Here is a 23,569-nt window from a genome sequence, read left to right on the forward strand (position 1 = left end):
CAAAAGGGCTTACCAAGCGTGCAGTGTGTTGTCGGGGAAGCGGCCTTGCTTGACGGCCCGTACGTAGGCCTCCATGGCTCCGCGCACGCTGCCTGCGTCCTGCATGAAGTTGTGGACGAACTTGGGCATCTTGCCCAGGTTCATGCCCAGCATGTCGTGCAACACCAGCACTTGGCCTGCGGTGCCGTTGCCCGCGCCAATGCCGATGGTGTGGCAGTGGGGCAGCTCGGCCGTCAGCTCGGTGGCCAGGGCGGTGGGCACCATCTCCAGCACCAGCATGGCGGCACCGGCGTTTTGCAGATCGTGCGCGTCCTGCCGCAGGGTGCGGGCGGCCTCGTCGGTCTTGCCTTGCACACGGTAGCCGCCCAGGGCGTGCACGGTTTGGGGCGTCAGGCCCAGGTGGGCGCACACGGGCACGCCGCGCTGCACCAGGAATTCCACCGTCGGTGCCGTCCAGCCACCGCCTTCCAGCTTGACCATGTGTGCGCCCGCCTGCATCAGCGTGCAGGCGCTGCGCAGGGCCTGTTCGCGGCTTTCGGCGTAGGTGCCGTAGGGCAGGTCGGCCACCAGCCAGGCGGTGCCTTGCACACGCTGCAGGCCGCGGGCCACGCTGGCGGTGTGGTAGGCCATGGTGTCGAGCGTGACGCCCACGGTGCTGGGCAGCCCCTGGCACACCATGCCGAGTGAATCGCCCACCAGGATGCAGTCCACGCCAGCTGCGTCGGCCACAGCGGCAAAGGTGGCGTCGTAGGCGGTGAGCATGGTGATTTTTTCACCGGCCTCGCGTATCTGAGCCAGGCGCGGCAGGCTCACGGGGCGGCGCTGGGGCAGGGGGGATGCGGGTGGCAGGGTGCCGTAGGGGGTGGCACTTGCGGGGCTTGGGGTGTGTGTACTGGTCATGGCATGAACACCGCTCTGAGTCCTCAAAGGGCTTGTCTCCAAAAAATTGCCGCGAGTCTATGCCAGAGCCACACCGTGCCTTAGGTAGCCCTGTGGGCTCTGCGGTTTAGGTTTTGTCAATGGTCGTGCGACCCACTGTTGTGCGGCTTGCGCCGGTCCCTTCCGGGCAATGATGTTTGACGATGTGATAACGGTAGTGAGCGGTTTTAGCCTCACAATGGCTTGTGACGATGGTTGCGGTACCACCGTGACCCCGGATGGCGAAAAACACGGAGACAGAGAAAGCATGCAGGAAGGTCAGTCAATGAAGATTCTTCAGAACACCGACTTGCGGATTCTGGTGGTGGACGACCAGGATTCGGTGCGCCAGCACCTGTGCCAGGAGCTGCTGCGCATGGGGGTGGAGCAGGCGATCGAGGCCTCATCTGCCGATGAGGCGCTGGCTATGTTCCAGCAGCAGCGGCCCGATCTGGTGTTGCTGGACATCCTCATGCCCGGTAACAACGGTTACTGGATCGCAGAGCGCATCCGCGATCTGGAGGATGGCCGTTGGACTCCCATCATCTTCCTCACCGGTATGGACCGTGATGAGGATTTGTGGGAAGGCATTCGCGCGGGTGGGGACGACTACCTCGTCAAGCCCGTACGGGCCACGGTGCTGGCTGCCAAGATCCGCGCCATGCAGCGCCTGCTGGCCATGCAGCGTCGCCTGGTAGCTGCTACCGAGGAACTGTACGATGCCAACCGCAAGCTCAATTCGCTGATCGAGCGCGATGCGCTGACGGGACTTGTCAACCGCCGCGGCTTTGACCGTGTGCTGCATGAGCAGATTCGCATGGCGCGGCGAGAGCGCAAGCCCCTCACGCTCATGATGTGCGACATCGACTTCTTCAAGCAGTACAACGATGCGCTGGGCCACCCTGAAGGTGACAAGTGCCTGAAGACCGTGGCCCATCTGCTGGCCAGCATTTGCCAGCGCCCGGGCGATCTGGCCTGCCGTGTGGGGGGCGAGGAGTTTGGACTCATCCTGCCCAACACGCCGCGATCTGGCGCAATGATGTTTGCGCGGGCCCTGACCGAAGTACTGGCGGGGCGCAAGCTGCTGCATCCAGGCTCCACGGTGTCTGAATACGTCACTGTATCGGGCGGTATCACCACCTGCGTGCCCGACGACAGCACCACCTATCTAGGCATGGTGACACGCGCAGACGAGGCGCTGTATGCCGCCAAGGCGCTGGGGCGCAACCATTTCTTCAGCTACGAACTGCAGGTGACGGCCAAGGAGCATTTGGCGCAGCGCTGAGTCGGACGCCCTTGTGCTTAACGCCCTCAATGGCGGGGCGTGCGTACTGGACAACTTGTCCAGTACGCAGCGTGCTGCGCTGACTATCATCCTCCGCAAGATTTCGGTTTGCCCGCTGGACGTTGTTGCGCGGGCATTCTTGCAGTTCGCTCCAGTCTATTAGCTCCTTAAGGACATCCTTAAAGCCCCAACTACCCATGACTGCACACGTGCCCCACAGCCCCGACCACCCCGTTCCATATGTCAGCCCACCGGGCGCTTTCCGTATTCGTCAGGCTGACCACGCCGCCGCGCTGAAGAGCCTGCAGCGCGGGTGCCCCCAGCACATGGTGATTGCGGACTACCTCAAGAACCCCGAAGAGTTTGCCCGCACCTCCTACCTGGCGCGCGCTTTCGAGCTGCTGGGCATGCAGTGCGATGTGGATGGCGGCGATCTGGTGCTGGTGCCCTTCGAGGGTGGCGAGGGCGTGGACCTTTCGGCCTACTACTGGGACTTCATCGAAACACTGGTGTACGAGGAGCATCCGGGCTCGCTGTCAGAGGGAAGCAAGCAGGCGATGATCGAAGTGGGCATGGAGGCTGATGGAGACGACGGTGCGGGTGAAGAGGACGGTGCACCCGCCAGCGACGAGGCCGAAGCCTTCATGGAAGAGATGGCCGAGCGTGAAATCACAGGGGAAGAACTCGATGCCCTCATCGCCAGCGAAGGCACGGTGGATTTTTGCAACTCCGACGGCAAAACCCCCTGGTTGGTGGCCTGCGAAGGCTACCGCTGGGCGATTGCCGAGCACGCAGAGGCGCAACTGGCCTGCGACGAGGCAAATGACAGAAGTGACGACGGCGATGAAAGCAGCGATGACGAACGTGATGACGCCCAGCAAGCACTGACGGAGGCCGCCGCAGTCCTGCAGGCACGTTTGCACAACCTGCGCATCGTGCTGCAGCGCCAGCCTGATCTGGCCGCCTGCACTCCCGACGGCATGGACGCGCTGGCGTACGCAGCGCAATCGGGCCAGGTGGAGTGGGTGGACTGGCTGCTGGCGCACGGCGCACAGGTCCGGCCCCGGACACTGCAGGAGGCCTTGCAGAGCTTTTCGGTGGACATGGTGCGCAAACTGGCGCAGGCCAACCCCCGTGCGGTGGCGCCTGATTTGCTCGTGCGCGCCAGTGCAGCCCCCTGCGTCATGCCGGGCAAGGTGGAGCTGGTGCGCTACCTGGTCAAAGAACTGGGCTGCAACGTGAATGTGCGCACTGCGGCAGTCATCTACGAAGACAAGGGCCGGGTGGGCCGCCTGGGCACGCCCTTGATGGCAGCCGCGCTGGCCGATGACCTTGCCGTGGCCGAGTACCTGCTGGCCGCCGGGGCCGACGTGCACGCGGTGGACGCCTATGGCAACACCGCACTGCACTACTGCAGCGGCCAGACCTGGGTGTCGGATGGTGGCCCGCTGTGGTTTGCGTTGGACGACAACCCGAGCGTCATGGCGTTGCTGCGCCAGCACGGCGCGAACGATGGTGTGCAGAACATTGCCGGAGTGACCCCGGGGGATTTGCGCGCCCGCCGCGACGAGTGACGCAGTGCGGGGCCGCCTTGGCGGCAGGTCATGAGTCGCTGGTGACTGCGAGTCGTACCTGCTGTCAAAAATGTGACGCAATGCAGTGCGTTGCCGCTATGCTTGCCGCCCATGAAAAAACGAGACGATGAAACCGCAGCGGCCGTGGCTGCCCTGGCCCAGGCCGACGTAGCCCGCGCCCTGGCCGAAGACGTAGGCGCTGGCGACTTGACCGCTGGCCTGATTGACCCCGCCCGCCGTGCCCGCGCTCGCATCCTGGCGCGCGAAGCCGCCGTGATCTGTGGCGCCCCTTGGGCCGAAGCGGCCCTGCGCGCACTGGACCCCACGGTGCAGATCACCTGGCATGTGCAAGAGGGCCAGCGCTGCGCCCCCGACCAGGTGGTGCTGGAGATGGAAGGCCAGGCCCGCGCCTTGCTGAGCGCCGAGCGCACTGCGCTGAATTTTTTGCAACTGCTGTCGGCCGTGGCCACCAAGACGCGCACCTATGTGGACGTGGTGGCGGGCACACGCGCCCACATCGTGGACACGCGCAAGACGATTCCCGGCCTGCGCCTGGCGCAAAAGTACGCGGTGCGCGTAGGTGGCGGCACCAACCACCGCATTGGCCTGCACGATGCGGTGCTCATCAAAGAGAACCACATTGCCGCTGCCGGTGGCGTGACGGCCGTGCTGAAAGCTGCGCAAGCCGTGGCCGCGCAGGCCAGCTTCATCGAGATTGAAGTGGAGACCCTGGAGCAGCTTGCCGAAGCGCTGGACGCAGGGGCCAAGATGGTGCTGCTGGACAACATGCCGCTGCCCATGCTGCGCGAGGCGGTGCGCATCAATGCAGCGCATGCGGGCGGTGGTGCAATCCTCGAAATTTCGGGCGGCGTCACGCTCGAAGGTTTGCGCGAACTGGCCGAGACGGGCGTGGACCGCATCTCCATCGGCACGCTGACCAAGGATGTGAAGGCCACCGATTTTTCAATGCGCCTGCAGGAGCTGGCATGAGCACCGCAGCCCTGAACCGCATCGATGTGGAATACGAGCAGCCCGACGAAGCCGCTGCGGGCGCCGTCTGCTCCACCAAACACGCTTGGGCGCGTGTGCCGCCTGAGCCTTCGCAGGCCGAGCGTGCCGCGCTCAAGGACAAGATCCGCCGTCTGCTCAAGGAAAAGAACGCGGTCATGGTGTCGCACTACTACGTGCACCCCGACCTGCAGGACCTGGCCGAGGAGACGGGTGGCATCGTCAGCGATTCGCTGGAGATGGCCCGCTTTGGCCGCGACCATGCCGCGCAGACCTTGGTGGTGAGCGGCGTGCGCTTCATGGGTGAGACGGCCAAGATTTTGAGCCCGGAAAAGACCGTGCTCATGCCCGACCTGGATGCCACCTGCTCGCTCGATCTGGGCTGCCCCATCGACGAGTTCAGCGCGTTTTGCGACCAGCATCCTGACCGCACCGTGGTCGTCTACGCCAACACCAGCGCGGCGGTGAAGGCGCGGGCGGACTGGCTGGTCACATCCAGCTGTGCGCTGGAGATCGTGAGTGCCCTCAAGGCCGCAGGCCAGAAGATTCTGTGGGCCCCTGACCGCCACCTGGGCGCGTATATCCAGCGCGAAACGGGGGCGGACATGGTGTTCTGGAGCGGTGCCTGCATAGTGCACGACGAGTTCAAGGCGCTGGAGCTGGAGCTGCTGAAAAAAGAGCATCCCGCCGCCAAGGTGCTGGTCCACCCCGAAAGCCCCGCCGATGTCGTGGCCCTGGCCGATGCCGTGGGATCGACCAGCGCCATCCTCAAGGCCGCACGCGAGATGGATGCCACCGAATTCATCGTGGCCACCGATAACGGCATGATGCACAAGCTACGCACGCTCAACCCCGGCAAGACCTTTTATGAAGCGCCCACGGCGGGCAACAGCGCCACCTGCAAGAGCTGCGCGCATTGCCCCTGGATGGCGATGAACGGCCTGGCCGATGTGGCCCGCGTGCTGGAGACCGGGGCCAATGCGGTGCACGTAGAGCCCGCGCTCATCCCCCGCGCACGCCAGCCGATTGACCGGATGCTAGCCTTCACGGCGGCGCTCAAGAACGGACAGCCTACGGCGGGGCTGGTGCCGCACCTGGGTGCTGCTTGAAAATTTGCGAGTTGATTTGCTATCAAATATGTAGCTGCTGGCGCTTGTTAATCAAGCGCTAGCAGTGTTTTTGATGTGGATCTAGGCCCGCGAGAGAGCGTCGCCGATGGAGCGCCATGCGGATCTGGTCGTCACGCGTGGTTATGCCTTCGGTATATCGAGCGTGCAGCTGTCGCCCAAGGCTTCACGCCACACGCGCACGCGGCTCAGGCTGGGGCGCAGATTGGCGGGCAGCTTCTGGGCAATAAAGATGCACAGGTTCTCCAGCGTGGGGGCGCCCAGGTCGGGCACTTCGTCCAGCATGTGGTGGTCCAGCTGCTCGCGCACCACGGCCAGGCCCTGGCGCAGCAGGCCCAGGTCCAGCACCATGCCGGTGGCCGGGTCGCGTGGCCCGGTCAGGCAGACCTCGGCATGGTAGGTGTGGCCGTGCACGCGGCGGCTGCCTTCGGCCTCGATCTCGCGGCGCAGGGTGTGGGCCGCATCAAAGAAAAATCGCTGGGAGATGGTGAACAGCATGGGGTAACAAAACGGCGGTCTGTGAGGGGGCTGGAGGGGCAAGCGGTGGTACGCGGCCGCGTGGCTCAGCGGATGCCGGTGAGCTTGTGCGTCTGCAGGCTCAGGCGCCAGGCGGGTCGCTGCATGCACAGGTCGATGCACAGGGCAATGTGGCGGGCTTGGTCCGGCCCATCCATGGGCTGCAGAAAGCGCTGGCTGAACTGGCCGGTGGTCTCCAACAGGTCCAGGTCCAGGCCCGGCTGGGGCCACACCAGTTTCAGCTCCTGGCCGCTGCGCTGCACCCATTCGGCCCCGGCTTTGGGGCTCACGCACAGCCAGTCAATGCCCTCGGGGGCAGCCACGGTGCCATTGGTTTCCACCGCAATGCGAAAGCCCTGGGCATGCAGGGCGTCGATCAAAGGTGTGTCGACCTGCAGCAGGGGCTCTCCGCCCGTCAGCACTACCAGGCGGTGCCGGGTGTCGGCGGCAGGCCACAGGGCGGCAATCTGCGCGGCCAGTGCCGGGGCATCGGCAAACTTGCCGCCCAGCGTGCCATCCGTGCCCACAAAGTCGGTATCGCAAAAGCGGCAGATGGCGCTGGCGCGGTCTTGCTCGCGCCCTGTCCACAGGTTGCAGCCCGCAAAGCGGCAGAACACTGCAGGCATGCCCGCCTGGCCGCCTTCGCCTTGCAGGGTGTAGAAGATTTCCTTGACGGAATAGGTCATGTGGATCGTGGGGCGGGTGTTTCAGGGGGGCACAAACAGCGGGGGCAAAGGGGCAATGCCCACCTTAAAAAGCGGCAGGCTTGCCTGCAAAAGCCCCCAAAAAGGAGGGTGCCAAGTCTATGCGATGCGCGCTGGCACGCAATCTGGCTATCCTTGCCACCTTTGCCCGAGCGGGGGCGGCTGGCGCGGCAGCTGGCCCGTGCTTGGTGCGACAGTTTTGTTTTGCTATTAAAAAAGTAGCTGCCTGCGCTCGACTTTATTGCCCTGAAGGTGAATTTCACTTCTATGACCTGCATCGACTTCACCCAGCCGTTGCGACCTGATGCGCCCCGCCTGCGCTGTCAGTTTGGTGCACCGCGCCAGGTGTTGCGCGCCGATGCAGCAGGCGACGTGCGCGCAGTGCTGGACGCCGTGCACGCCGCAGCCCGCCAGGGGGCGTGGTGCGTGGGCTATGTGCGCTACGAGGCGGCAGCTGCGTTTGATGCTGCCCTGCAGACCCACGCCGCCCAGGGGCCGCTGGCCTGGTTTGCGGTGTACGACCAGGCCGAGCCCTGGCCTGCAGACCAGCCCCCCCCAGGGGCAACGGGCCAAGCCCCCAGCGTGCAGTGGCAGCCGGGCATTGCGCGCGCTGATTTTGATGCTGCCATCGCTTGCATCCAGCAAGCCATTGGCAATGGCGAGCTGTACCAGGTGAATTACACCGCGCCGGTGCACGGCACACTGCAGGGCCATGCGGCAGACCTGTTTACCGCCTTGCACCGCGCCCAGCCGCATGGATACGCCGCCTTCATCGATGCCGGGCCCGAGCAGGTGCTCTCCGTATCGCCCGAGCTGTTTTTTGACTGGCACGAAGGCATGGACAGCCCCGCCGGGGAGGGCCCCTTGCTGGCCCGCCCCATGAAGGGCACCGCCCCCCGCGGTGCCACGCCCGCGCAGGACGCCGCCCACGCTGAACACCTGCGCACAGCGCCCAAGGAGCGGGCAGAGAACGTGATGATCGTGGACCTGCTGCGCAACGATGTATCGCGCGTGGCGCTGCCCCACAGCGTGCGCGTGCCCGCGCTGTTTGCCACGCAGGCGCTGCCCACGGTGTGGCAGATGACTTCGGACGTGCAGGCACGCACCCGCCCGGGCACCAGCTTGGCTGATGTGTTTGCAGCGTTGTTCCCCTGTGGTTCCGTCACGGGCGCGCCCAAAGTGCGTGCCATGCACATGATCCACGCACTGGAGCCCGCACCCCGCGGGGTGTACTGCGGGGCCGTGGGTGTGGTGCGCCCGGCAGGCCCTGCGGGCGAGAGCGGGCTGCACCCGGTGGCAGCCACCTTCAATGTCCCCATTCGCACCCTGGTGCTGACGCCCGCCAGCGATGCGGGCGAGGGGCAGGCGGTGGTGTGCGGCATTGGCAGCGGCATCACCTCGGGCGCGCAGCCCGATGCTGAGTGGCACGAGTGGCGCCACAAGCGCGCTTTTATGGAAAGGGCGAGCATGCCTTTTGAAATTCTGGAAACCTTGGCGCTGGAGGGGGGCACCTTGCGCCACTGCGCTGACCACCTGGCGCGCATGCAAAGCGCTGCCCGCCACTTTGGCTATCTGTGGAATGAAGTTGCGATGCAGCAATGCCTTGCGCAGTTGGCTGTGCAGCATCCGCAAGGGCTGTGGCGCGTGCGCCTGCTGCTGGATGCACAAGGACAGCCCCGGGCCGAGGCCTTTGCCATGCAGCCCACCACCGGCGTGGTGCGGCTGCAGCTGGCCAGCCACCCCCTGGCCGAGGCTCACAGCGAGTTCACGCGCCACAAGACCACCCGGCGCGGGCATTACGACGCTTTCAACCCCACCGATGCCGAAGTGTTTGACACGCTGCTGTTCAACGAGCAGGGCGAGATCACCGAATGCACGCGCGGCAACATCGCAGCCTTGCTGGCCGATGGCCGCTGGGTGACCCCACCCCTGGCCAGCGGGCTGCTGCCCGGTGTAGGCCGAGCCGTGGCGCTGCGCGAAGGCCGCCTCACGGAGACTGTGCTGCGTGTGAGCGATGTTCCCCGGGTACGGGCCTGGGCGTTTATCAACAGCCTGCGAGGCTGGCTGCCAGCGCAGGTGCTGCCTTCTGATGTGCAGATGGTGTGAGCGGTTCGCCCGTCTTGAGCTGGATTTCAGTTCGGCGCGGCTGGCCGTAAATGCTGCCGCGCCATGGCCAAAAATGCCATGGCTGCGGGGCTGAGCGGCTGTTTGGCCAGGCGGATGGCGACCACCGGAAATTCCAGCACTGGCCGCACGATGGGCACGGCGCGCAGGTCGGGCGGCATCAGGCGCGCCACGTAGCGCGGCAGCAGCGCCACCCCGGCACCCGCCTGGATCATGCCGAAGGCCGTGGTCAGCATCGAGACATGGTGCACCACCTGCGGGTACACATTGGCCACGGCGCTCAGTTCGCGGCTGATGGCACGCCACACCACGGCGTCGGGGTTTACATGCACCAAGGCCAGGCCATCCAGGTCACGCCCTTGCACGCTGGCGCGCTGGGCCAGGGGGTGGTCTTGCCGCAAGAACAGCGCCATGCGCTCGCTGAACAGGCGCTCGGTGGCTAGCTCTGAATGCGTCTGGCCGATGTCTGAGCCCAGCGCCAAGTCTGCCTCGCGCGAGAGCACCTGCGCCACCATCTGCGCGGCATTGCTGTCGTGCAGCGTGGCCACCAGCTGCGGGTGCGCGGCCGAGAAGCGGGTGAGCAACGCGGGCAGCAGGGCGCCCGCCGTGAGGTGCCCCACGGCCACCACTACCCGGCCTTCTTGCAACTGCGCCTGCGAGCGACAGGCGTGCACCGACTCGTCAATCATGCGCAGCGCGCGCTGGGCGGTGTCGGCCATCATCTGCCCGGCATCGGTGAGCCGAATGCGCCGCCCGCGCACCACCAGCGGCTGGCCCAGCTGCTGCTCCATGCGCTTGATGAGGTGGCTGACGGCAGGTTGGGTGAGTTGCAGCGCATCGGCCGCCAAGGTGAAGCTGCCCGTCTGCGCAATCGCGGCCAGGGCGCGGAACTGCTGCAGCGAGACTTCATCGGCAGGGGCAGCTGAAGGTTTCATGGTGCTATTTATGACGTAGCGTCATAGTGAAATAACTTTGATTATCTGTTTTGATGGATGGCCAGCGCATACATTGGGTGCGTTGAAGGTGCCTTCTTTTCACTGTTGCCGCTCCCCACTCTTGCAAGGAATCGATCCATGATCCGTCGCCACCACTTTCTGCGCGGCTTGGCCGCCGCCATGGCTCTGGGTGCCACCGTGCCTGCTGCACTGGCACAGGCCAGCAAACCCATCCGCCTGATCGTGCCCTTCCCGGCAGGCGGCGCGACCGACCTGTTTGCGCGCACCCTGTCGCAAAAGATGGGTGAAAAGCTGGGCACCTCCATCGTGGTGGACAACAAGCCCGGCGCGGGCGGCAGCCTGGGGGCGGATCTGGCAGCCAAAGCGCCTGCCGATGGCCTGACGCTGCTGCTGGCCACCACCAGCACGCACTCGATTGGCCCGGCGCTTGGCAACAAACTGCCCTACGACACGGTGCGTGACTTCACACCCATTGCCCATGTAGGCAACGCGCCCAGCATCATGCTGGTGCCCAACAGCTCGCCCGCCAAGACGGTGAAGGAGTGGATTGAGTACGCCAGAAAGAACCCCGGAAAACTCAACTACGCATCCAGCGGTAACGGCACCATCGTGCAGCTGACGGCCGAGCTGTTCAAGGCACAGGCGGGTCTTTACGTAACGCATATCCCCTATAAGGGCACGGCGCTGGCGATTCCAGACCTGGTGAGCGGCCAACTCGATGTGCTGTTTGACTCGCTGCCCACCGGCATGCCCCATGTGCGCGATGGCCGCCTGCGTGCGCTGGGCGTCACCACGCTCAAACGCAGCCCACTGGCGCCCGATTTGCCACCCATTGCCGACACGCTGCCCGGCTACGAGTCCAACACCTGGTTCGGCCTGTACGGCCCCAAGGGCTTGGGCGCCGACATCGTGACCCGTGTGAACACGGCCGCCAACCAGGCGCTCAGCGACCCCGAGGTGCGCAACAAGCTCACCACGCTGGGCATTGAGCCCGTGACCAGCACGCCCGCCCAGTTCACCAAGATGGTGGCGGACGATCTGGCCAAGTGGAAGAAGATCATCAGCGAACGCAAGATCGTCAACGAATAAGCACCCCATCCACCTCGAATAAACGCCAGGAGACCGCATGCAGTTCAGCTACCACAACCCTTACCTCTCTACCCGCATCCCGGTGTTCGCGCGCAATGTGGTGTCCACCTCGCACCCGCTGGCGGCACAGGCCGGTCTGCGCATCCTGCAGCAGGGCGGCAACGCGGTAGACGCTGCCGTGGCCACTGCCGCCGTGATGACGCTGGTGGAACCGGTGAGCAATGGCCTGGGCAGCGATGCGTTCTGCATCTTGTGGGATGGGCAGCAGCTGCACGGCCTCAATGCCTCGGGCCGTGCGCCGCAGGCCTGGACGCCCGAATACTTCAAGACCAAGTACGGCGCAGACGCCGCCACGCCGCCCATGCGCGGCATCGATTCGGTAACCATCCCCGGCGCGGTGCGTGGCTGGGTGGCTTTGAGCCAGCGCTTTGGCAAGCTGCCGTTTGCCGATCTGATGGTGCCTGCGATTGAAGTTGCAGAGCGCGGCTACCTGGTGCCGCCCGTGGTGCAGCAAAAGTGGGTGGCTGCCACCCCCGTGCTGCAGGGCATGGCGGGCTTTGCCGACACCTTCTTGCCCTGGGGCCGCGCGCCTGAGGTGGGGGAGCTGTTCCGCTTCCCCGCCGCAGCCCGTGCGCTCAAGGCCATTGCCGCCACCAACGGCGATGCGCTGTACGAGGGCGAGATTGCCGAAGCCCTGGTAGCCTTTGCCAAAGAGCAGGGCGGAGCCCTGACGGTGAAAGACCTGGCCAGCTACCAGCCCGAGTGGGTCAAGCCCATTGCCCGCGACTACCGGGGCTACACGCTGCACGAGATTCCGCCCAACGGCCAGGGCATTGCTGCGCTGATTGCGCTGGGCATCCTGGAAAAATTCGACATGGCCAGCCTGCCGGTGGATTCGGTGGCCTCGCAGCATGTGCAGATCGAGGCCATGAAGCTCGCGTTTGCCGATGTGTACCGCTATGTGTCCGAGCCATCCACCATGGAAGTGACACCCGAGCAAATGCTCGATGACGCCTACCTGGCCTCACGCGCCCGCATGATCGACCTGGGCCGTGCGCAGGACTTCAAGGCGGGCAACCCGGTCAAGGGCGGCACCATCTACCTGACGGCAGCCGATGAGAACGGCATGATGGTCAGCTTCATCCAGAGCAACTACATGGGCTTTGGCTCAGGCTGTGTGGAGCCCACCTACGGCATCAGCCTGCAAAACCGGGGCCATGGCTTCAGCCTGGATGCCACCAGCCCGAACGTCGTGGCGCCTGGCAAGCGGCCCTTCCATACCATCATCCCGGCCTTCCTGACCAAGGACGGACAGCCCGTGATGAGCTATGGCGTGATGGGCGGCAACATGCAGCCGCAAGGCCACATGCAAACGCTGGTGCGCATGCTGGACTACCGCCAGAGCCTGCAGGCCGCCTGCGATGCGCCGCGCTGGCGCTTCAACAAGGGGCTCAACATCAACGTGGAAGCGGCCATGAACGCAGCCACCGTGCAGGGCCTTCAGGATCTGGGGCACGAGATCGATGTCATCAACGACTCGTACCAGGACTTTGGCGCGGGCCAGTTCATCTGGCGTGCGGGCAACCCGGCTGTGGAAGGTTATGTGGCTGCGAGCGACCCGCGCCGCGACGGACTGGCTGCCGGGTATTGAGGCACTGGGCGGGTTTGCGGCCCGCCCTTAGTCAGCCCTTAGCCCGCCCTAAGGCAGAGGGCGAAGCGCCCAAAGAGTTATTCGAGTCGGGCTTTGGCGTAGGTGGCGCGGTCCATGTCGCGCACTTCCACGCTCAGCTGCACTGACATGCCTTCGGGTCGTGGTGTATTGCGTTGCAGCACCTCCAGCACGCGTCCGGCCAGTTCGGTCTTGGCTTCGGGCGTGCGCCCTGTCATCAGCCGCAGCTCGGCATGCACAAAGCCACGCAGTTCTGGCGCTGTGCCCATCACAAAGTCGGTCACATCCACAAAGCGGATTTTCAGGTCGGCCTCGACCGGAATCTGAGGATGTGCGGTGAGCGACGCTGCCAGTTCCTTGAGAACCTGGGCTTTGGGATAGGTGCCGAGGTTGGCGGTGGTTTCAATGACCAGATGCGGCATGGTGTCCTTGCATGGGTTGAGGAGTGAAGCGTTGGAGTGTGCCCGGTTTTGAATCTGGACGGATAAGGTGGGGCCATGCGCTTACCGAGGAGCCCGAGGTTCATTCGATGAACGATCGCACCTGCACTGGCAGCGCGGGCGGTGCCCACTGGTAGCCAGGGTTGAGCACATCCCGCTCGTGTTGCTGGCCTGCCCACTGCAGGCTCAGCAGATGGGCCAAAGTCCAGCCCGCCCAGTCAGCGCGGAAAGGGCGCTGGGCCACGCTGGGCAAGTCGTCTGCAGTGCGGGGCTGTGCCGCCCAGCCGTTAGACCAGGCCAGTGCCGGTATGCGGTAGCCCGATTCTGTAGCCGGGCTGTGCCCCACGCGGTTTTCTCCATGGCCTACTTCCTGGCCGTGGTCAGACAGGTAGAACCAGGCCCGGTATTCCCCCTTGCGGGGTACACGCTGGGTGATGCGCAGAGACTCCGCCACCACAAAGTCGTGGTACAGCAGCGCAGCGTCATAGTCCTGCCGGTAGCGCCTCACCCAGGCCGATCGGCCTTGGCTTTGCAACTGCGATTCCACCGCATCCACCCCATCATCAAAAGGGTTCTGTCCCTGCGGAAAACGCAGCCGGTAGTGGGGGTGGGCGCCCAGCAGGTGCACGATGATGAACTTGCGCTCGGCCTTGTCGGCCAGAGCTTCTTCGATGCAGTCGAGCAACTCACCGTCCAGTGATGCGCTGGCGCGGCCCGGGGTGCGGTTGACCATGTCCACCACATCGGCCAGCCTGGCGTGTTGCTGCTCCACGGCCATATCGTCGTGGTTGCTCATCCACCAGACTTTGTAGCCCGCCGCCCGTGCCAAGGCCATCAGGTGCTGGGGTTGGGGTGTGTGGGGGTCACCCATGCCGAACAGGTTGTCGAGCGCTGGCAGGGTGCTCGCATCTGCCGACCAGGCATGGCGCAGCACCAGCATCTGCTCCGGCTGCTGGCGTTGCAGGTCTACCAGCCTGGGGGTGGTTGCCCGTCCGTAGCCGTAAAGCTGCATGTTGTCGCGGTTGATGCTGTCGGTGATGACGAGCACGACAGTGGAGGGACCAGAGCGGCTGAGGGTGGGGTTCGCGTTCAGCGCGTTGGCCTGCAGGGCTGCACGGCGTTGCGCCTGGTTGGCCCATTGGTCCTGCTGAGCCTTCACCGACTGCGCCAGGGTGGGCCAGTACAGCAGCGGATGCAGGCGTCGCCAGGGCTTGCTGGCGAGAGCAGCCAGGCAGAGCAGCGACAGGGTGATCCACGCAGTCATCTGCCACCGACGCCCTGGCTTGAGCTGCGCCGCATGCTTGTGGGGCAAACAGCGCCACAGCAGCGCACCGGTGGCTGCCCAGACTGCGCAGCCCAGCAATGCGGCCCGCCAGTGGGTCTGCAGGTACTCCGTTGCCTCGCGCGGATTGGTATTGGCCAGGGCACCCAACACGGTGGTGCTGTCGGGGGCCGCCTGATAAGCCTCCCACAGGTAGGCGCGCAGCAGCCCGTCGGCTACAAAAGCCATGGCCAGTGCCCAGATGGCACTGCGCCGCATGCGTTGCCATAGGCCCGACTGCACAGGCCATACGAGCCACAGCAGCGCAGGCAAGAACAGCACCCCCAGTTGCGCGACCCTGCGGCCATCGTGCCCAAGGACCACAAAAAAGCTGGTGATGAGGATCAGCGGGAAGAGAGAGGTGCTGGCAGTGAACATGAAGGGTGGGTTCAGGGTGGTCCCTTCATGGTTCGTCAGACGGAAGGCGGCACGCGTGCGGCGCCTGGCCGTGGCGCTTCGGATGGGAAGCGGGTGACCAGAAAGGGGCGGCGCAGTCTAGCGACATCCCCTTTTCCCGCAGGGCTGGTGCTGGTTTGTGGCGTGGGTCAGTGCTGCTGCTCTGTACTCGATGCAGCGTGCTCCGCCAGTGCCTGCACCAGGCGGTCTATGTCCAGCAGCGTATGGGCGGCAGACAGGGCAATGCGCAGCCGCGCCGTGCCCTCGGGCACGGTGGGGGGGCGAATGGCGGGCACCCACAGGCCGCGCGAGCGCAGGGCTTCCATGGCGTCCAGCGCTGCCGCGTTGGAGCCGATCACCAGAGGCTGTATGGGGGTGCTGGAGGGCAGCAACTGCCATGGCTTGCGCAGCAGCAGCGGGGCCAGCCCTGCCTTCAGGCGGGCAATGAGCTGCTGCAGGTGGTTGTAGCGCCAGGTCTCCGTCTGCATCACCTGCAGGCTGGCCTGTAAAGACTTGGCCAGCAAGGCCGGGGCCGCAGTGGCAAAAATGTAGCTGCGGGTTTTTTGCAGAAGCCATTCCACCAGTGCATCGCTACCGGCTACAAAAGCACCTGCCACACCCGCGGCCTTGCCCAGCGTGGCCATGTACAGGATGCGGGGCGATGCGTTATCGCCCGTCAGCCCGTAGTGCGCCAGCGTGCCGCGCCCCTCTTGGCCGTTGGGGCCGCCCAGCACGCCAAAGCCGTGGGCGTCGTCAATCAGCAGCAGGGCGTCGTAGCGTTCGCACAGCGCCAGCAGCGCGGGAACGTCGGCCACATCGCCATCCATGCTGAACACCGCATCGGTCACCACCAGCTTGCGGCGGGCAGGGCTGCTGGCCAGGGCCGCCTCCAGTGCGGCCAGATCGGCATGCGGATAGCGGTGAATGGTGGCGCGCGATAGGCGGGCCCCGTCAATCAGGCAGGCGTGGTTGAGCGCATCGGAGAACAGCGCATCGCCCGCGCCCACCAGCGCCGGAACGATCCCCACATTGGTGGCATAGCCCGCGTAGAAGTACAGCGCGCGGGGCAGGCCCACAAAGCGGGCCAGGTCATGCTCCAGCAGCGCATTGGCGGTGCTGTGCCCGCTGACCAGCGGTGAGCCGCCCGAGCCCAGCCCGTAGGCATGGGCCGCCTCGCTGGCCGCGGCCGCCAGGGCGGGGTGGGTCGCCAGGCCCAGGTAGTCGTTGCTGCAAAAGGCCAGCATGGGCTGGCCATCCACCTGCAGCAGGGGGCCGCCCGCAGGGGCTACGGTGCGGCGCACCCGCAGCAGGTGCTGGTCTTTCAGGTCGGCGAGGCGGTCCTGCAGTTCATGGAGCCACGAGCTGGCAGGCAGGGGGGCGGAGGTGTTCATCGGGTCCAGTCTGCAGGAAGCTGAAAGTGGGCGGCCAGGTCGTGCGCGCTGTGCTCGCCCCAGGGGATCTCTGCCAGCAAGGGCGCGCCCAGCCGCTGCTGCAGCCACGCCATGTTTTCATCGGGGGCCAGCATGTCGGGGTCCACCCGGTTGGCCACCCAGCCTGCCAGTGTCAGCCCGCGTGCGGAAATCGCTTCTGCGGTGAGTAACGCGTGGTTGAGGCAGCCCAGGCGCAGACCTACGACCAGCACCATGGGCAGCTTGAGCGCCACGGCCAGGTCCGCCCCGGTTTCGGTCAGTGACAACGGCACATGGAACCCACCGGCCCCTTCGACTACCACGGCATCGGCTTGCGCGCTGAGCGCTTCGTAAGCGTGCACGATGGTGGCGATATTGATGGACACCCCCGCGCGCTCTGCGGCAATGTGGGGCGACAGGGGATCCGGCAGCAGCATCGGGGTGTCCAGCTCAGGCGGCACGGCAATGGTGGAGGCCGCCCGCAGGGCAATGCTGTCTTCGCTGGCCCAGCCTTCGCCCCAGGGCACCACGCCTGCCGCCACGGGCTTCATGCCCACCACGCGGCGGTGGTGCCGCGCCAGGGCTTGCAGCAGCGCGCAAGAAGCATGGGTTTTGCCGACGCCGGTGTCGGTGCCTACAACAAAGCAGCGCGTCATGCTTCCTCCGCCAGGGTGGCTTGCAGTGCGTGCAGGGCACCGGTGGCCAGGCAGTGCACGGCCTCGTCGTCCAGCAGGTAAGGTGGCATGGCATACACCGTATGCCCCGCTGCGTGGGAGATGGGGCGCAGCAACAGCCCCTGCGCCAGCGCATGCTGGTGGTAGCGGCGGGCAAAGTCGGGCAGGGGAGAGTCCACGTCCCACGCCCAGATCATGCCCAGCCGCCGGGCGTGGCGCACGCGCGGGTGTTGGGTGAGCGGTGCACAGGCTGCGTCAATGCGCTGGGCCAGGGCTGCGTTGGCGTTCAGTGCATCAAGCTGGTCAAACAGCTCCAGCGTGGCCACGGCAGCGCGGCAGGCCAGCGGGTTGCCGGTGTACGAGTGCGAGTGCAAAAAGCCCCGCGCCATGCTGTCGTCGTAAAACGCGGCATACACCGCATCCGTGGTGAGCACCGCAGACAGCGGCAGCGTGCCCCCGGTTATGCCTTTGGAGAGGCAAATGAAATCAGGCCTGATGCCTGCCTGCTGGTGGGCAAACAGGGTGCCTGTGCGGCCAAAGCCCACGGCAATCTCGTCCACCACCAGATGCACTTCGTACCGGTCGCACAGTGCGCGGGCCAGCCGGAGGTATTCGGGGTCGTGCATGGCCATGCCAGCGGCGCACTGCACCAGGGGTTCCACGATCAAAGCCGCAGTGTCGGCATGGTGCGCTTGCAGCCAGTGCTCCAGTGCGGTGGCGGCGCGGCGGGCCACATCGGCGGCGGTTTCGCCCGGCTCTGCCAGGCGTGCATCGGGGCTGGGCACGGTGGCGGCCAGGCGCACCAGCGGGGCATAGGCCTCGCGGAACAGCGGAATGTCTGTGACCGCCAGGGCACCCACCGTTTCGCCGTGGTATCCGCCTGCCAGACCGATGAAATGGCTCTTGCCAGGGCGGCCCAGGTTGCGCCAATAGTGCGCGCTCATCTTCAGCGCAATTTCGGTGGCCGATGCACCGTCGCTGCCGTAGAACGCGTGGCCCAGGCCGGTGAGCGCGCCCAGGCGCTCTGACAGCTCCACCACCGGCGCGTGGGTGAAGCCTGCCAGCATCACATGGTCGAGATTGTCGAGCTGATCGGCCAGTGCGGCCTTGATGTGCGGGTGGCTGTGGCCAAACAGGTTGACCCACCAGGAACTGACGCCGTCCAGATAGCGGCGGCCATCTTCCGCATGCAGCCAGGGCCCCTGGGCATGGGTAATGGCAATGGGCGGCTGCGCCTCGTGGCGCTTCATCTGGGTGCAGGGGTGCCACACGTGGGCCACGCTGCGCTGGGCCAGCGTGGCTGCGGGTGCATGCGATGCAGGCGGTGTACTCATGAATGCTTGCGGGATGTGGAGGACAGAACCTTGCGCAGCGTTGATCAGCGCTGCACCGGCGGCACCAGGATGGTGGGCGCCGCGGGGGCTGCCACCTCGGGGTAGTCGCGGCTGTAATGCAGGCCCCGGCTTTCGCGGCGCATCTGTGCGCTTTGCACGATCAGGTCCGCCACCTGCACCAGGTTGCGCAGCTCCAGCAGGTCGCGCGTGACGTGGAAGTGCGCGTAGAACTCCTGGATCTCCGCCTGCAGCATGGCGATGCGGTGCGCGGCGCGCTCCAGCCGTTTGTTGGTGCGCACAATGCCCACGTAGTCCCACATGAAGCGGCGCAGTTCGTCCCAGTTGTGCGAGATGACCACGCACTCGTCCGCGTCGGTCACCTGGCTGTCGTCCCATGCGGGCACGTCGGGCAGCTCGGCTGCAGGTGCGGCGGCGATGGCCTGCGCGGCAGCACGGGCAAACACCATGCATTCGAGCAACGAGTTGCTGGCGAGGCGGTTGGCGCCGTGCAAGCCGGTGCAGGCCACCTCGCCCACGGCAAACAGGCCGGGCAGGTCGGTGCGGCCTGCCAGGTCGGTCAGCACGCCGCCGCAGGTGAAGTGGGCCGTGGGCACCACAGGGATGGGCTCTTTGGTGATGTCGATGCCCAGCGACGCGCAGTGGGCCAGGATGTTGGGGAAGTGCTCCTGCAGGAATTCCGGGCTCTGGTGCGAGATGTCCAGGTGCACACAGTCGAGGCCGTGCTTTTTCATCTCGAAGTCGATGGCGCGGGCCACCACGTCGCGCGGGGCCAGTTCTGCGCGCGGGTCGTGGTCGGGCATGAAGCGGTGGCCACCGGCTGATGGCGGCAGCAACAACTTGCCACCCTCGCCGCGCACCGCTTCGCTGATGAGGAAAGACTTTTCGTGCGGGTGGTACAGGCCGGTGGGATGGAACTGGATGAACTCCATGTTGGCCACACGGCAACCCGCGCGCCAGGCGGCGGCAATGCCGTCGCCGGTGGCGGTGTCGGGGTTGGTGGTGTACAGGTACACCTTGCCTGCGCCGCCCGTGGCCAGAATGGTCTGCGGTGCGCGGAAGGTCACGACCTCATCGGTGTCGCTGTCCAGCGCATACAGGCCCAGGCAGCGGTTGCCGGGCAGGCCCAGCTTGCGTGTGGTGATCAGGTCCACCAGCGTGTGCTGCTCAAACAACGTGATGCCGGGCGTGCTGCGCACCACGTCGATCAGCGTGCGCTGCACGGCCGCGCCCGTGGCGTCGGTCACGTGGGCGATGCGGCGTGCGCTGTGGCCGCCTTCGCGCGTCAGGTGCAGCTGGTCGCCTTCGAGCGTGAAGGGCACGCCCAGGCCGCGCAGCCAGGCGATGGATTCGGGCGCGTTCTCCACCACAAAACGTGTGGTGGCCAGGTCGCACAGGCCTGCACCTGCCACCAGCGTGTCTTCAATGTGCGCGGCAAAGCTGTCGTCGTCGGCCAGCACGGCGGCAATGCCGCCCTGCGCCCAGGCGCTGGAGCCATCCTGCAGCGTGCGCTTGGTGATCACGGCCACGCGGTGGGTGGGTGCCAGATGCAGGGCCGCCGAGAGGCCTGCGAGGCCGCTGCCTACGATGAGAACGTCAAAGTCGTGGGATGCCATAGAAGGTGTCAGTTGCCGTTGAAGTGGGCGCGGCGCCATGCCAGTGCCGCCGTGGATCTGGCTTCGCCAGGCCACCGGTGGCGTCCCCCTCCCGCGCAGCGAGAGAGGGGGAAGCGGCGCAGCCGCTCAGTTGGATGTCATACGGGTGTGTAGGCGAGGCGCACGTAGATCGGGGCAAAGGCCTCGGCCTGCGTGATCTCGATCAGGGTTTCCTTGGCCAGCTCCAGCAGGGCGATGAAGGTCACCACCAGCACGGTGCTGCCGCTCTCGGGGTTGAACAGTTCTTCAAATTCCACAAAGCGGCGGCCCTGCAGGGTCTTGAGCACCATGCTCATGTATTCGCGCACGGAAAGCTCTTCGCGTGTGATCTTGTGGTGCTGCACCAGTTTGGCGCGCTTGAGGATGTCACGCCAGGCCTGCTGCAACTCCACCACATGCACATCCGGAAAGCGGGGCTGCAGGCTTTGCTCGATGTAGACCTGCGCCTTGAGGAAATCACGCCCGTACTGGGGCATCTGCCCCAGGCGCGCCGCGGCCATCTTCATCTGCTCGTATTCCAGCAGGCGGCGCACCAGCTCGGCGCGCGGGTCTTCGGGCTCCTCGCCGCCTTCCTGCTTCTTGGGCGGCAGCAGCATGCGCGACTTGATCTCGATGAGCATGGCTGCCATCAACAGGTATTCGGCAGCCAGCTCCAGGTTGCGGCTGCGGATCTCGTCCACATACGCCAGATACTGGCGCGTGACGCTCACCATGGGGATGTCGAGGATGTTGAAGTTCTGCTTGCGGATCAGGTACAGCAGCAAGTCCAGCGGTCCCTCGAACGCCTCCAGAAACACCTCCAGCGCGTCGGGCGGGATGTAGAGGTCGGTGGGCAGCGCAAACAGCGGCTCACCGTACAGGCGCGCCAAAGCCACCTGGTCCACCACTTCGGGCATGGTGCTGCCGGAGGGCACAGGTGGCTCGTCCGCCTCGGGGGCGGTCAGGGGGGAGGGGATGTTGCTCATGGATTGCTATGAAATGCGTAGCTGCCAGCGCTTATGGAACAAGCGCCGGAGGCTGATTTCATGGCAAAGAATGGCAACCGCAAAGCGTCAGTCCGCGCTGGTCTGGTAGACGTACGGCTTCTGGGCCACTTGCCCACGGCGGTAGTCGCCCCACAGCTGGCGGTCCACCTGCTTGTCCCACAGCAGGGCGCGGCCGGCCTGCTGCTGCTTGTCCAGCTCGGGCTTGCTGGTCTTGAGCTGGTTGATGAACTGGGTAGCGTCGGATTGGTAATCGGGGCGGCGGAAAATGGACATGTCTGTGAACCTCTTTGGGCCGGATTTTACCGGGACGATGCCATGACCTTTTTGCGCCGATACACCGACCGTCTTTCTTTTCTTCACCTTCAACGCCTGGGGCGCAGTGCCTGGGCGGTTGCGGCTGCGCTCGCCCTGTGTGCCCTGGCGGCTTGCGATCCGCAGCGTCTGAGCGAGTTGCAACCCGGCGTTTCGACCGAGGCCGACGTGCGCGACCGGTTTGGCGCGCCTGAAAATGTGTGGAACGAGCCCGATGGCGGACGCACGCTCGAATACAACCGCCAGCCTGCGGGACAGGTGAATTACATGATGACCATCGGGCCAGACGGCAGGCTGCAGGCAGCAAGGCAGGTGCTGACGCCCGAAGTGTTTGCCCGTGTGCAGCCGGGCATGGAGATGTCCCAGGTGCGGCGCATGCTGGGCAAGCCCGCCAAGACCATGTACTTTGCCCTGAAGGCAGAGACCGAGGTGGACTGGCGGTTTGTGTCTCCGGGTGGCACGCCACAGGTTTTTACGGTGGTGCATGGAGGGGACCAGCGTGTCATCCGTACCCGCTCGGCAGACGATATGGAGGCACCGGAGTTCCGGGGCGGAGGCCGGTGATAGCGCAGTGAGCGCGTTCATGGCGTCACGGTCAGCGGAGTCTTGGGGTCTGCCATGGAGCCGTCTCTGGAGCTGAACCCCGCCGCTGCGCGCAGCAGGGATATGGCAATTGACGGAAAATTGGGCCTGCAGCAATTGCCATCAGCGCAAGGTGCTGCAAATTTCATAGCAAGTTCAGGCGGGTCATGCCTTTCCCGCAGGTCGCAACCCTGGCCTGCGGTTTGCTTGGTGTAAGAACCTGTGCAATCAATGTGAACAGGTTCTCAGGCCGGTGTCGTGCCGGTGATGGAGTGAGGCCCACAAGGCCTTCGCTCCCGGTTCAGAAATCAAGAGTTTTTCCATGTCTTCCTCCTCCCCTTCCTCGCAGTTGCCTCCGGCTCCAGCGCCCTCCAGCCACCCTGTCACCTCACTGCGCCACGGCACCTACGAAGATGCCCAGGCGCTGTTTTCCGGCACGTTGTTCGTTGCCATGGCGCTGATGCTGTTCAATCAGGCGGGTCTGCTCATTGGCAGCACGGCGGGGATTGCGTTCCTGCTGCACTACCTGACGGATGTGTCGTTTGGCAAACTGTTCTTTGTGGTCAACCTGCCGTTTTACTGGTTTGCGTGGACGCGCATGGGGCGTGAATTCACGCTCAAGACCTTTGTCAGCGTGGCTCTTCTGTCCCTGCTGACAGAGCTGTTCCCGCATGTGATGCAGGTGAGCTACATCAACCCGCTGTTTGCCTCCCTGCTGGGTGGGTTGCTGCTGGGCGCTGGCTGCCTGTTTCTGGCGCGCCACCGCGCCAGCCTGGGTGGAGCCACCATCGTTTCGCTGTACATGCAAAACCGCCATGGCATCCGGGCAGGCAAGGTGCAACTGGTGATCGACTGCGTGGTTCTGCTGCTGGCCTTGTTTGTGGTGCCGCTGGAGCGGGTGTTTTACTCCGTGCTGGCCGCTGTGGTGATGGGCGTGTTCTTGTGGATCAGCCATCGCCCGGGCCGCTATGTGGGCCACTGACAGGCTCCAAGCGGCTTTCACGACCCAACGGCCTGTCAACGGCCCGTCAGCCATCCCGGCGGCTGATGTAGAACACTCCGTCACGGTCTTCATCCACCTCCAGCGCCAGGGCGCGTTGCCCGGTGCGGGTGAACAGGGCCCAGGCCTGGTCCGCAATCTCGCCATGGTGGGCAACGACCAGGCCTAGCAGCTCGGCCGTGGTCTTGGCGGTCTGTGCCCTCCAGGCCACATCGGCGGCAATGGCGTGCTGGCCCAGTGTCAAATCCAGGTGGATGGTGGGTGCGGTGTCCTGCAGATGGACGAGTCGTTGCTTCTGGAGCAGGCTGCGCACCACATCCAGCGACGCACCGGGGTCTTCCTCTCCCGCGATGGACTCGCGGACATGGGCTTGCGACAGGTTTTGCTGGGGCATGGCGTCTCCTTTACGTGGTCGGGCTCCCAGCCAACAAGGGACGTTCAGGCCCTGGCGGAGAGGCTGGAGCGTCATTGG

22 protein-coding genes are annotated in these 23,569 nt (G+C 65.4%); 9 read left to right on the forward strand and 13 right to left on the reverse strand.

Going from position 1 to position 23,569, the window contains the following annotated elements:
• Positions 1-9: 9 nt before the first annotated feature.
• Positions 10-900: a 3-methyl-2-oxobutanoate hydroxymethyltransferase gene (gene panB / locus AACH87_RS07380; protein WP_338798129.1), complete on the reverse strand. Its 891-nt coding sequence runs from the start codon at positions 898-900 to the stop codon at positions 10-12.
• Between the two features lie 304 nt (positions 901-1,204).
• Between panB and AACH87_RS07385 the strand changes: the two genes are divergently transcribed.
• From AACH87_RS07385 to nadA, 4 genes are all read left to right on the forward strand, one after another.
• Positions 1,205-2,203: a diguanylate cyclase gene (locus tag AACH87_RS07385; protein WP_338798130.1), complete on the forward strand. Its 999-nt coding sequence runs from the start codon at positions 1,205-1,207 to the stop codon at positions 2,201-2,203.
• Positions 2,204-2,400: 197 nt separating this feature from the next.
• Positions 2,401-3,777, forward strand: a complete 1,377-nt coding sequence (locus AACH87_RS07390) for an ankyrin repeat domain-containing protein (protein WP_338798131.1) — start codon at positions 2,401-2,403, stop codon at positions 3,775-3,777.
• A gap of 111 nt (positions 3,778-3,888) precedes the next feature.
• Positions 3,889-4,767 (forward strand): carboxylating nicotinate-nucleotide diphosphorylase, encoded by an 879-nt coding sequence (nadC, locus tag AACH87_RS07395; RefSeq protein WP_338798132.1) that lies wholly within the window; start codon positions 3,889-3,891, stop codon positions 4,765-4,767.
• Complete coding sequence (gene nadA, locus AACH87_RS07400) at positions 4,764-5,894, forward strand: quinolinate synthase NadA (protein WP_338798133.1); 1,131 nt, start codon at positions 4,764-4,766, stop codon at positions 5,892-5,894. Before nadC ends, nadA begins: the two co-directional genes overlap by 4 nt.
• Before the next feature lie 141 nt (positions 5,895-6,035).
• On the opposite strand, the gene AACH87_RS07405 is transcribed toward nadA, so the two are convergent.
• Together AACH87_RS07405 and queE are read right to left on the reverse strand one after the other, a co-directional pair.
• Complete coding sequence (locus tag AACH87_RS07405) at positions 6,036-6,410, reverse strand: 6-carboxytetrahydropterin synthase (RefSeq protein ID WP_338798134.1); 375 nt, start codon at positions 6,408-6,410, stop codon at positions 6,036-6,038.
• A 65-nt stretch (positions 6,411-6,475) separates the two neighbouring features.
• Positions 6,476-7,114 (reverse strand): 7-carboxy-7-deazaguanine synthase, encoded by a 639-nt coding sequence (queE, locus tag AACH87_RS07410; RefSeq protein ID WP_338798135.1) that lies wholly within the window; start codon positions 7,112-7,114, stop codon positions 6,476-6,478.
• Between the two features lie 285 nt (positions 7,115-7,399).
• Here queE and AACH87_RS07415 point away from each other — a divergent pair, with 285 nt between their 5' ends.
• Complete coding sequence (locus tag AACH87_RS07415; RefSeq protein WP_338798877.1) at positions 7,400-9,238, forward strand: chorismate-binding protein; 1,839 nt, start codon at positions 7,400-7,402, stop codon at positions 9,236-9,238.
• A 26-nt stretch (positions 9,239-9,264) separates the two neighbouring features.
• Here AACH87_RS07415 and AACH87_RS07420 read toward each other — a convergent pair whose 3' ends face one another.
• The gene (locus AACH87_RS07420; protein ID WP_338798136.1) at positions 9,265-10,191 is read right to left on the reverse strand and encodes a LysR family transcriptional regulator; all 927 of its coding nucleotides are present in this window, start codon (positions 10,189-10,191) and stop codon (positions 9,265-9,267) included.
• Positions 10,192-10,332: 141 nt separating this feature from the next.
• Here AACH87_RS07420 and AACH87_RS07425 point away from each other — a divergent pair, with 141 nt between their 5' ends.
• Both AACH87_RS07425 and AACH87_RS07430 read left to right on the forward strand, forming a co-directional pair.
• Positions 10,333-11,301 carry a tripartite tricarboxylate transporter substrate binding protein gene (locus tag AACH87_RS07425; RefSeq protein WP_338798878.1) on the forward strand — a complete coding sequence of 323 codons (969 nt, stop codon included), beginning with the start codon at positions 10,333-10,335 and terminating at the stop codon, positions 11,299-11,301.
• 37 nt (positions 11,302-11,338) lie between these two features.
• Complete coding sequence (locus tag AACH87_RS07430) at positions 11,339-12,952, forward strand: gamma-glutamyltransferase family protein (protein ID WP_338798137.1); 1,614 nt, start codon at positions 11,339-11,341, stop codon at positions 12,950-12,952.
• 77 nt (positions 12,953-13,029) lie between these two features.
• Here the strand turns inward: AACH87_RS07430 and AACH87_RS07435 are convergent, their stop codons facing one another.
• The 8 genes from AACH87_RS07435 to AACH87_RS07470 form a co-directional block, all read right to left on the reverse strand.
• Entirely contained in the window at positions 13,030-13,392 is a 363-nt protein-coding gene (locus AACH87_RS07435; protein WP_338798138.1) for a 5-carboxymethyl-2-hydroxymuconate isomerase, read from the reverse strand.
• A 100-nt stretch (positions 13,393-13,492) separates the two neighbouring features.
• On the reverse strand, positions 13,493-15,109 hold the full coding sequence (locus tag AACH87_RS07440; RefSeq protein WP_338798139.1) for a phosphoethanolamine transferase: 1,617 nt from the start codon (positions 15,107-15,109) through the stop codon (positions 13,493-13,495).
• Between the two features lie 167 nt (positions 15,110-15,276).
• On the reverse strand, positions 15,277-16,518 hold the full coding sequence (gene bioF / locus AACH87_RS07445; RefSeq protein ID WP_338798140.1) for an 8-amino-7-oxononanoate synthase: 1,242 nt from the start codon (positions 16,516-16,518) through the stop codon (positions 15,277-15,279).
• Positions 16,515-17,192 carry a dethiobiotin synthase gene (gene bioD / locus AACH87_RS07450; RefSeq protein WP_338798141.1) on the reverse strand — a complete coding sequence of 226 codons (678 nt, stop codon included), beginning with the start codon at positions 17,190-17,192 and terminating at the stop codon, positions 16,515-16,517. The genes bioF and bioD overlap by 4 nt, the downstream gene beginning before the upstream one ends.
• The gene (gene bioA / locus AACH87_RS07455; RefSeq protein WP_338798142.1) at positions 17,189-18,544 is read right to left on the reverse strand and encodes an adenosylmethionine--8-amino-7-oxononanoate transaminase; all 1,356 of its coding nucleotides are present in this window, start codon (positions 18,542-18,544) and stop codon (positions 17,189-17,191) included. The genes bioD and bioA overlap by 4 nt, the downstream gene beginning before the upstream one ends.
• A 44-nt stretch (positions 18,545-18,588) precedes the next feature.
• On the reverse strand, positions 18,589-20,178 hold the full coding sequence (gene nadB, locus AACH87_RS07460) for an L-aspartate oxidase (RefSeq protein ID WP_338798143.1): 1,590 nt from the start codon (positions 20,176-20,178) through the stop codon (positions 18,589-18,591).
• A 137-nt stretch (positions 20,179-20,315) separates the two neighbouring features.
• Positions 20,316-21,113 carry a ScpA family protein gene (locus AACH87_RS07465; protein WP_338798879.1) on the reverse strand — a complete coding sequence of 266 codons (798 nt, stop codon included), beginning with the start codon at positions 21,111-21,113 and terminating at the stop codon, positions 20,316-20,318.
• Between the two features lie 156 nt (positions 21,114-21,269).
• Positions 21,270-21,476 (reverse strand): DUF3460 family protein, encoded by a 207-nt coding sequence (locus tag AACH87_RS07470; RefSeq protein WP_338798144.1) that lies wholly within the window; start codon positions 21,474-21,476, stop codon positions 21,270-21,272.
• 42 nt (positions 21,477-21,518) lie between these two features.
• Between AACH87_RS07470 and AACH87_RS07475 the strand changes: the two genes are divergently transcribed.
• Both AACH87_RS07475 and AACH87_RS07480 read left to right on the forward strand, forming a co-directional pair.
• Positions 21,519-22,079 (forward strand): outer membrane protein assembly factor BamE, encoded by a 561-nt coding sequence (locus tag AACH87_RS07475; RefSeq protein WP_338798145.1) that lies wholly within the window; start codon positions 21,519-21,521, stop codon positions 22,077-22,079.
• A 340-nt stretch (positions 22,080-22,419) separates the two neighbouring features.
• The gene (locus AACH87_RS07480) at positions 22,420-23,079 is read left to right on the forward strand and encodes a YitT family protein (RefSeq protein WP_338798146.1); all 660 of its coding nucleotides are present in this window, start codon (positions 22,420-22,422) and stop codon (positions 23,077-23,079) included.
• A 46-nt stretch (positions 23,080-23,125) separates the two neighbouring features.
• On the opposite strand, the gene AACH87_RS07485 is transcribed toward AACH87_RS07480, so the two are convergent.
• Positions 23,126-23,491 carry a hypothetical protein gene (locus tag AACH87_RS07485; protein ID WP_338798147.1) on the reverse strand — a complete coding sequence of 122 codons (366 nt, stop codon included), beginning with the start codon at positions 23,489-23,491 and terminating at the stop codon, positions 23,126-23,128.
• Between the last annotated feature and the right edge of the window lie 78 nt (positions 23,492-23,569).

This window comes from Acidovorax sp. DW039 (assembly GCF_037101375.1).
Classification (GTDB): domain Bacteria; phylum Pseudomonadota; class Gammaproteobacteria; order Burkholderiales; family Burkholderiaceae_C; genus Acidovorax.

Excerpts from the sequence above, each read along its gene's own strand:
- panB (WP_338798129.1), bottom strand. The coding sequence starts at position 900 with ATGACCAGTACACACACCCCAAGCCCCGCAAGTGCCACCCCCTACGGC.
- AACH87_RS07385 (WP_338798130.1), top strand. The coding sequence starts at position 1,205 with ATGAAGATTCTTCAGAACACCGACTTGCGGATTCTGGTGGTGGACGAC.
- AACH87_RS07390 (WP_338798131.1), top strand. The coding sequence starts at position 2,401 with ATGACTGCACACGTGCCCCACAGCCCCGACCACCCCGTTCCATATGTC.
- nadC (WP_338798132.1), top strand. The coding sequence starts at position 3,889 with ATGAAAAAACGAGACGATGAAACCGCAGCGGCCGTGGCTGCCCTGGCC.
- nadA (WP_338798133.1), top strand. The coding sequence starts at position 4,764 with ATGAGCACCGCAGCCCTGAACCGCATCGATGTGGAATACGAGCAGCCC.
- AACH87_RS07405 (WP_338798134.1), bottom strand. The coding sequence starts at position 6,410 with ATGCTGTTCACCATCTCCCAGCGATTTTTCTTTGATGCGGCCCACACC.
- queE (WP_338798135.1), bottom strand. The coding sequence starts at position 7,114 with ATGACCTATTCCGTCAAGGAAATCTTCTACACCCTGCAAGGCGAAGGC.
- AACH87_RS07415 (WP_338798877.1), top strand. The coding sequence starts at position 7,400 with ATGACCTGCATCGACTTCACCCAGCCGTTGCGACCTGATGCGCCCCGC.
- AACH87_RS07420 (WP_338798136.1), bottom strand. The coding sequence starts at position 10,191 with ATGAAACCTTCAGCTGCCCCTGCCGATGAAGTCTCGCTGCAGCAGTTC.
- AACH87_RS07430 (WP_338798137.1), top strand. The coding sequence starts at position 11,339 with ATGCAGTTCAGCTACCACAACCCTTACCTCTCTACCCGCATCCCGGTG.
- AACH87_RS07435 (WP_338798138.1), bottom strand. The coding sequence starts at position 13,392 with ATGCCGCATCTGGTCATTGAAACCACCGCCAACCTCGGCACCTATCCC.
- AACH87_RS07440 (WP_338798139.1), bottom strand. The coding sequence starts at position 15,109 with ATGTTCACTGCCAGCACCTCTCTCTTCCCGCTGATCCTCATCACCAGC.
- bioF (WP_338798140.1), bottom strand. The coding sequence starts at position 16,518 with ATGAACACCTCCGCCCCCCTGCCTGCCAGCTCGTGGCTCCATGAACTG.
- bioD (WP_338798141.1), bottom strand. The coding sequence starts at position 17,192 with ATGACGCGCTGCTTTGTTGTAGGCACCGACACCGGCGTCGGCAAAACC.
- bioA (WP_338798142.1), bottom strand. The coding sequence starts at position 18,544 with ATGAGTACACCGCCTGCATCGCATGCACCCGCAGCCACGCTGGCCCAG.
- nadB (WP_338798143.1), bottom strand. The coding sequence starts at position 20,178 with ATGGCATCCCACGACTTTGACGTTCTCATCGTAGGCAGCGGCCTCGCA.
- AACH87_RS07465 (WP_338798879.1), bottom strand. The coding sequence starts at position 21,113 with ATGCCCGAAGTGGTGGACCAGGTGGCTTTGGCGCGCCTGTACGGTGAG.
- AACH87_RS07470 (WP_338798144.1), bottom strand. The coding sequence starts at position 21,476 with ATGTCCATTTTCCGCCGCCCCGATTACCAATCCGACGCTACCCAGTTC.
- AACH87_RS07475 (WP_338798145.1), top strand. The coding sequence starts at position 21,519 with ATGACCTTTTTGCGCCGATACACCGACCGTCTTTCTTTTCTTCACCTT.
- AACH87_RS07480 (WP_338798146.1), top strand. The coding sequence starts at position 22,420 with ATGTCTTCCTCCTCCCCTTCCTCGCAGTTGCCTCCGGCTCCAGCGCCC.
- AACH87_RS07485 (WP_338798147.1), bottom strand. The coding sequence starts at position 23,491 with ATGCCCCAGCAAAACCTGTCGCAAGCCCATGTCCGCGAGTCCATCGCG.